The 6,727-nt window shown below is 70.5% G+C and carries 6 protein-coding genes, 1 tRNA gene and 1 other RNA gene; 4 read left to right on the top strand and 4 right to left on the bottom strand.

Annotated features, from left to right (window positions below):
* Positions 1-85: 85 nt before the first annotated feature.
* Complete coding sequence (locus RR3_RS24425; protein WP_064065630.1) at positions 86-1,570, top strand: alpha/beta fold hydrolase; 1,485 nt, start codon at positions 86-88, stop codon at positions 1,568-1,570.
* 124 nt (positions 1,571-1,694) lie between these two features.
* Here RR3_RS24425 and RR3_RS24420 read toward each other — a convergent pair whose 3' ends face one another.
* Both RR3_RS24420 and ffs read right to left on the bottom strand, forming a co-directional pair.
* Positions 1,695-2,984 carry an aspartate aminotransferase type Ic gene (locus tag RR3_RS24420; protein ID WP_026138147.1) on the bottom strand — a complete coding sequence of 430 codons (1,290 nt, stop codon included), beginning with the start codon at positions 2,982-2,984 and terminating at the stop codon, positions 1,695-1,697.
* Positions 2,985-3,033: 49 nt separating this feature from the next.
* Positions 3,034-3,128, bottom strand: an RNA gene (gene ffs / locus RR3_RS24415) — signal recognition particle sRNA small type.
* Between the two features lie 117 nt (positions 3,129-3,245).
* Between ffs and RR3_RS24410 the strand changes: the two genes are divergently transcribed.
* Positions 3,246-3,333: transfer RNA gene (locus tag RR3_RS24410), tRNA-Ser, on the top strand.
* Between the two features lie 140 nt (positions 3,334-3,473).
* Here RR3_RS24410 and RR3_RS24405 read toward each other — a convergent pair.
* Complete coding sequence (locus tag RR3_RS24405) at positions 3,474-4,505, bottom strand: GmrSD restriction endonuclease domain-containing protein (protein ID WP_064065629.1); 1,032 nt, start codon at positions 4,503-4,505, stop codon at positions 3,474-3,476.
* A 134-nt stretch (positions 4,506-4,639) separates the two neighbouring features.
* Between RR3_RS24405 and RR3_RS24400 the strand changes: the two genes are divergently transcribed.
* Positions 4,640-5,290, top strand: a complete 651-nt coding sequence (locus RR3_RS24400; protein WP_010594887.1) for a YoaK family protein — start codon at positions 4,640-4,642, stop codon at positions 5,288-5,290.
* Between the two features lie 60 nt (positions 5,291-5,350).
* Complete coding sequence (locus tag RR3_RS24395; protein ID WP_172603542.1) at positions 5,351-6,163, top strand: helix-turn-helix domain-containing protein; 813 nt, start codon at positions 5,351-5,353, stop codon at positions 6,161-6,163.
* 34 nt (positions 6,164-6,197) lie between these two features.
* Here RR3_RS24395 and RR3_RS24390 read toward each other — a convergent pair.
* Positions 6,198-6,727 (bottom strand): zinc ribbon domain-containing protein (locus tag RR3_RS24390; RefSeq protein ID WP_139278890.1); only part of this gene is annotated, 530 nt, incomplete at its 5' end.

Below are 6,727 nucleotides of genomic sequence, written 5' to 3'. Positions count from 1 at the left end.
GCCCTCGGACCGAATGTGACACGGGTTCGACCGTAGTGGTGCGGTGTTCGGCCGCGCGGCCGGCGCGCACTCGGAAGGGGGGCGGATGGCCCAGGCCGGTTCGGGCGTGAGGATCGCGCTCGCGCTCGTCACGGCGGCCGTGGCAGGCGCGGTCACCGCGGCGACGCTCCCCGTGGGGCCGGTCACGACGGTCCACGCGCTTGCGGTGATGACGTCCGGCCTGCTGCTCGGTGCGGTCGGCGGCTGGGCCGGGCGCTCGGCCTGGATGGTGGTTCCGCTCGTCCTCACCTACGGCATTGCACTGGAGATCGTCCGGCTGGACGTGTCGGTACCGACGATCGACGACGTGCGGCTCGACTCGATCTACGGCGTGCTGGCACTGACGGTGAGCCGAGGCCTGCACGCGATCCTGCTGGTGCTGCCGATGCTGGTCGGTGCCCGCCTCGGGGTCGTGCTCACCCGACGGCGCGCCGGGACCCCACCCGGTCCCCGTCGAGGACTCGTGCTCACCTCGGTCCTCGGCGTGCTGACGCTCGTACTGGCAGCCCTGGTCGTCCGGCCGGCCTCCACACCTTCTGTGCTCGGGCCCGACGGGCAGCCGGTGGGAGTGGCGGCTCTCGAGACCGTGTCGCTGGGCGGCGACGACCACGCGCTGATGATCCGCGCCGCGGATCCCGGGAGGCCTGTGCTGCTGTACCTGTCGGGCGGCCCCGGCCAGTCCGACATGGCGCTGGCACGCGCCCTGGCGGAGCCGTGGGTGGACGACGTCGTGTTCGCAACCTACGACCAGCGCGGCAACGGCAAATCCTACGGCGCGCTGTTCCCGACCGACGAGACCACCCTCGAGCGGGTCGTCGCCGACACCGTCGAGGTCGCCGAGTATCTCCGGGACCGCTTCGACGAGGACCGGATCTATCTCATGGGTGAGTCGTGGGGCACGATCCTCGGTGTCCGCACCGTGCAGCAGCGCCCCGACCTGTTCGCCGCGTACCTCGGCAGCGGACAGATGGTGAACGTCCGGGAGACGGACCGCCGGATCTACCGCGATCTGCAGGAGTACGCGACCCGGACCGGTGACACGGACCTCGCGGCGACCCTGCAGGAGATCGGGGAGCCGCCGTATGCGGACATCCCGTGGGCGAACGCGCAGATACTCGCTGCCTACGACCACCTCTACGATCCGTACGAGCCGGCGGCGGGGTATCGCGCGCGGGGCGAGGCGAGCGGCCTGGACGGCTTCGGGATTCTCGGCACCGAGTACTCGCTGATGGACAAGGCGAACGTGCTGCGGGGGCTGATCGACACCTTCACCGTGATGTATCCGCAGATCCAGGACATCGACTTCCGGCGGGATGCGACCCGGCTCGAGGTGCCGGTGTACATCCTCGACGGGGCGGCCGAACTCGACGGGCGCCGGGAACTGCTCCTGGAATGGTTCACCCTGCTCGACGCGCCGGAGAAGAGACTGATCACGTTCGACGACGCTGCCCATGCGGTCGCATTCGAGCAGGCCGACGCCGTGGAGCAGCTGCTTCGAGACGACGTGATCCCGAGGACGTCCGGCCGGTGACGACGGGCGGCCGGTTCTCCACCGGTTGTCCACGGCTTGTCCACAGAGTTGTCCACAGGTGGGGGATACGCTCGGCCCCGGCCGTCGTGTGACGACCGGGCCGAGGGACGGAACTGCTCGCCGACTACTTCCCGAGGGCCTTCTCGGTCGCCGCGAGGAGCACACACGTCGCGACGCCGTCCATGGCGGTGGCGAGCTCGTCCAGCGACGGGAAGCTCGGAGCGAGCCGGATGTTCTTGTCGTCGGGGTCGTTCTTGTACGGGAACGCCGAGCCCGCCGCGGTCAGCGCGATCCCTGCGTTCTTCGCGAGGGAGATGACCCGCTTGGCGGTGCCCTCCACCACGTCGAGGCTGATGAAGTAGCCGCCCTTCGGCTCGGTCCAGGACGCCACCTTCGACGACCCGAGCCGGTCCTCGAGAATCTTCAGCACGAGCGCGAACTTCGGCGCGAGCAGTTCGCGGTGCTTGGCCATGTGTGCCCGCACCCCGTCGGCGTCACCGAAGAAGCGGAGGTGACGCAGCTGGTTCACCTTGTCCGGGCCGATGGTCTTGATACCGAGGAACTTCTCGTACCACGCCAGGTTCTCGGCCGAGCTGCCGAAGAAGCTGACGCCGGCGCCCGCAAAGGTGATCTTGGATGTCGAGGCGAGGACGAACACGCGGTTCGGATGACCGGCCTCGGCCGCCATGCCCAGGATGTCCAGGGCGGGAGCCGGTTCCTCGACCAGGGGATGCACGGCGTACGCGTTGTCCCAGAAGATCCGGAAGTCCGGGGCGGCCGTCGGCATCGACGCCAGTTCGCGGGCGACGCGCTCGGAGAACACGACACCGGTCGGATTCGAGTAGGTGGGGACCGCCCACATGCCCTTGATCTGCGGGTCCGAGCCGACGAGCGCGGCGACCTTCGCCATGTCCGGTCCGTCGTCGCGCATGGGCACCGGAATCATCTCGATCCCGTACGACTCGGTGATCGCGAAGTGCCGGTCGTAGCCGGGCGCGGGGCACAGGAACCGGACGACGGGCTCCTGGGACCACGGGCGCGGCGAATCCACCGTGCCGTGCAGCAGCGACGCCACGATCAGGTCGTGCATGATCTCGAGGCTTGCGTTGTTGCCGGCGATCAGGTTCTCGGTGGGGATGTTCAGGAGCTCCCCGAAGATGGCGCGCAGTTCGGGCAGTCCGCGCAGGCCGCCGTAGTTGCGGCAGTCGGTGCCGGACGCGTCGCGGTAGTCGTCGACCCCGGGCAGCGACAGCAACTCCGCGGAGAGGTCGAGCTGCTCGGGGGAGGGCTTGCCGCGAGTCAGGTCCAGCGTCAGCTTCTCGGCTTCGAGTCGCGCGTAGTTGTGGGACTGGCGCTCGTGCTCTGCGACGAGTTCCTCATGGCTCATCAACCCAATCTGGGTTTGGGTAGGCATGCGGAAGGACCTTTCACCGCGCCCAACGGCACGGGCATCGGCATCGGAAGCTAGGGGACCCCGCGCACCCGGCAGAGCCCGTTGACCCTTGCTGCCTTCCGGCCCTGGGGGAGTTCACAGGATGCGCGCCGCGCGGGATCCATCGGCCAGTGTAGACACACATCGCCCGCGACCGTGAATCGACCCCGCCGCACCCCTCCGAAACCTGCGGCGACCTCCCCGTTTGGCATCTACCAGGTCGTATTCGGTATGCTTCTCCACGGAGGATTCGCCTAGTGGCCTATGGCGCTCGCCTGGAACGCGGGTTGGGTTAACGCCCTCAGGGGTTCAAATCCCCTATCCTCCGCCACGGCAACGGCCCGTGACCAGTGGAAACACCGGTCACGGGCCGTTGTCGTTCGTCGGGCACGCAGTCGCGCGGTCGACAGTCATCCGCTGCCGCAATTGCGGGTGCGTACGACTGAACGAGGCGCGGCTGTCCACCACAGTTCACTCGCAGGCGACGCCGTCGCCGTCACCGTCCATCTTCTCGCTGTACCCGGGCTGACCGGCGTACAGCGGCGCCGCGCCGGCGGCCCGCGCCTCGGCGCAGTTGCGGTACACCACGGCCGGAGCCGGCTCCGGAGCTACCGACGGGACGGGTTCCGGGACCGGGGTCGTGGCAGGCGCGGGTTCCGGGACCGGGGTCGTAGCAGGCGCGGGTTCCGGGACCGGGGTCGTGGCAGGGGCGGCGGCACCGCACCCGGTGAGGACACGGACCATCGCGTCGTGCTCGGCCTGGGTCACCCACAACCCGTAGAGGGCCTTGACCTCGATCTGGCGCGCGACGTACGTGCACCGGTACGACCGGTTCGGGGGCAGCCAGGTCGCGGCGTCGCCGTCGCCCTTCTGCTGGTTGGCGGCACCGTCGACGGCCTGCAGGTTGCGCGGATCGTTGGCGAAGTTCGCGCGGGTCTGTTCGTCGAGCTGCTGGGCGCCCTTCTGCCACGCGTCGGACAGTGCGACGACATGATCGATCTGCACGTCGGCGGAGGTGTCCTGGCCGCGACGGAAGTCGATGGTCGTGCCCGTGTAGGCGTCGTGGAGGGTGCCGAAGAGGACGACGCAGTCCCGGGTGGCGGTCTTGTAGGTGATGTCGACCAGGTCGCGCCGCAGGATGTCGTTGCGGGTGTCGCACCCGTTGTGGCCGCCGTCGACGTCGACGTCGTCGCTCCACGCCGGTCCGAAGAGCTCACGGTCGTAGCCGGTCTTGGGTGCTCGGCCCTTGATCGGCAGGGTCGCGAGCGTGGCCAGCGCCGGCGTGGCGGACACGTCGGCAGGGACGGGGGTCGGCGGCGACGCAGGGGCCGGTGCGGGGGTGGTCGTCACCGTCGGGGTCGCGGCGACGGTGGGCGCGTGGTTCCGGGTGCCGGTGTCGGTCGCCGTGGCGCATCCGGTCAGCAGCAGGGCTGCCGCAGCGAGTCCGGCGCTCCATCCCTGTGTGCGGTGATGCGGGGACTGGCGGGACGGTGAGGCGAACACGCTGGGTACTCCTGGGGGCGGGATGCGGCACGGCAGCACCCTCCGCGGGGGAACGAAAGGGTGTCTCCGGGAGGTCGCACCGGACATCCCTTTCGTTACCAGAGGTAACAGCACGGATTGATTACGATTCGTCCGTGGTCGGATACGGCAGACAACTCACGGCCCTCGCCGTCGCACTGTCGGGCCTCGCCGGGTTCGTCGACGCCCTCGGGTTCATCACCCTCGGCGGCGTGTTCGTGTCGTTCATGAGCGGGAACTCCACCCGGCTGAGCGTCGGCCTGGCCGAGGGCACCTGGGGTCCGGCCGCGCTCACCGCCGGGGTCATCGGCCTGTTCCTCGTCGGCGTCGTCCTCGGTGGGGTGGTCGCGCAACTGTCCGACCGCAGCCGTCGCGCCCGCAAGACCGCCGTGCTCGCCACGGTCTCCGCGCTCCTGCTGCTCGGGGCGCTCGCCCACACCGCGGGCTGGACGCCCGTCGCGGTGGTGGCGATGACCCTCGCCATGGGTGCGGAGAACTCGGTGTTCCAGCGCGACGGTGAGGTGAGCGTGGCCCTGACGTACATGACCGGGGCGCTCGTCAAGATCGGGCAGCGGCTCGCCGCCGCGATGTTCGGCGGACCCCGCTGGACCTGGCTGCCGTACCTGGGTCTGTGGCTGGGACTGGTGACCGGCGCCGTCGGCGGCGCCGCGGCGCATCGGATGCTCGGACTGCACGCCCTGTGGATCGCCACCGCGGCCGCCGTCGCGCTCACCCTCGCGGTGCGGCACCTGCCGTACCGGCCGTAGCGGAGTCCGGTTCCCCACGCGGGCAGCGGTTGTCGGTGCCGGCGCCTACGCTCGTGGGCCATGAGGTGGTATGTGCCGAGCGCTCCCAGCGCGGACCTCGCCGAGCACGTGGTGTGCGTGTGGTCGGCGGTCTCCGACGGGCAGAGTCACCTCCTCGTGCCGGACGGATGCGTCGACGTCCTGTGGATCGCCGGCGTCGGCATCCGCGTGTGCGGCCCGGAAACGTCCGCGTGGTCGTTCACCCTGCCGCCCGGCATCGTCTCCGCCGGGGTGCGGTTCCGCCCCGGTCTCGCCTCGTTCGCCCTCCGCGCGTCGGCCGCGCAACTCCGCGATACCCGCGTCGGGTTGGACGACCTGATCGGCTCGGCAGGGGCCCGACCACTCGCCGACCGGCTCGACAACGCCCGGACCGCCCCCGAACGGCTCGAGGTGTTCCAATCCGCGGTGCGGCGCTGGCTCGCGCACGGCCTTGCCCCCGACCCGCTGATCGGGCATCTCCGGCAGGCGCTCTCCGGACACTCGTGGAGCGTCGGCGCGCTCGCCGAGACCGCCGCGCTCACCGAACGTCAGCTGCAGCGCCGCTGCAACGAGGCGTTCGGGTACGGCCCGGCCACGTTGCGATCGATCCTGCGCCTGCAGCGGTTCATGGCCCTGGCCGACGCCGCACCCGCGCGCGGCCTGGCCGAGCTCGCCGCGGCCGCCGGCTACAGCGACCAGTCGCACCTGAACCGGGAGACGCGCAGGATCTCCACCCTGACGCCCACCGCCCTGCTCGCCGGGGAGGCGCCGCGGTGGCACGGCCCGGGCTCGGCCCTCGATGTCCGAAGTATCCAATCCCTCGGCGACCGCGGGGCGGAAGAATCCGTGGCTTAACGCCTCTCCTGCCTGAAGGCTGGAGATTCCCGGCTCAGACCGCAACCGCACCACCGAGGAGGTGATCCGCTTGTCTGACGTCGTCGACACCGGTGTGGCCGCGCTCCGCCACAGCCAGAACCACTCCGGCAGCGTTCCGGTCCCGGCATCCGCTGTAGCCGCACGCCGGGCACCGGAAGATCCGTTCCGCGAGTCCGAGGGGCTGCTTGGCTCTCGCGAAACACCCCGAACACGTCATGCTCGTGTACGCGGGCCGCACCAGCACCACCTTCCGGCCGGCCCGCCTGCCCCGCTCGACGAGTTCTCGCTTGGTCGCGGCGATCGCCGCGTCCGCGGCCTTGCGCGCCATCGTGGACTTGGCCAGGAACCGCGGCCGGAAATCCTCCCCCGCGATCACCGCATGCTGGGCGACCACCCGCCGCGCCCACACCCGCGCCTCGTGCCGGGTCCGCGCCGCGGCCTTCTGCTGGATCTTCGCCGCACTTTTCTTGGCCCGCCGATAGCCGTTCGACGCCGGGCGTCCCCTGCCCGGTCGCCGGCGCGTCATCGTGCGTTGCACCTTGG

Origin of the sequence: Rhodococcus ruber NBRC 15591 (assembly GCF_001894945.1) — a bacterium.
Classification (GTDB): Bacteria; Actinomycetota; Actinomycetes; order Mycobacteriales; family Mycobacteriaceae; genus Rhodococcus; species Rhodococcus ruber.
The sequence above is the reverse complement of the archived record's forward strand: the minus strand, read 5'-3'. Positions and strand labels throughout refer to the sequence as shown.

What these genes read in the sequence shown, in the direction of transcription:
- RR3_RS24425 (WP_064065630.1), top strand. Translation starts at nt 86, where the DNA reads ATGGCCCAGGCCGGTTCGGGCGTGAGGATCGCGCTCGCGCTCGTCACG.
- RR3_RS24420 (WP_026138147.1), bottom strand. Translation starts at nt 2,984, where the DNA reads ATGCCTACCCAAACCCAGATTGGGTTGATGAGCCATGAGGAACTCGTC.
- RR3_RS24395 (WP_172603542.1), top strand. Translation starts at nt 5,351, where the DNA reads ATGAGGTGGTATGTGCCGAGCGCTCCCAGCGCGGACCTCGCCGAGCAC.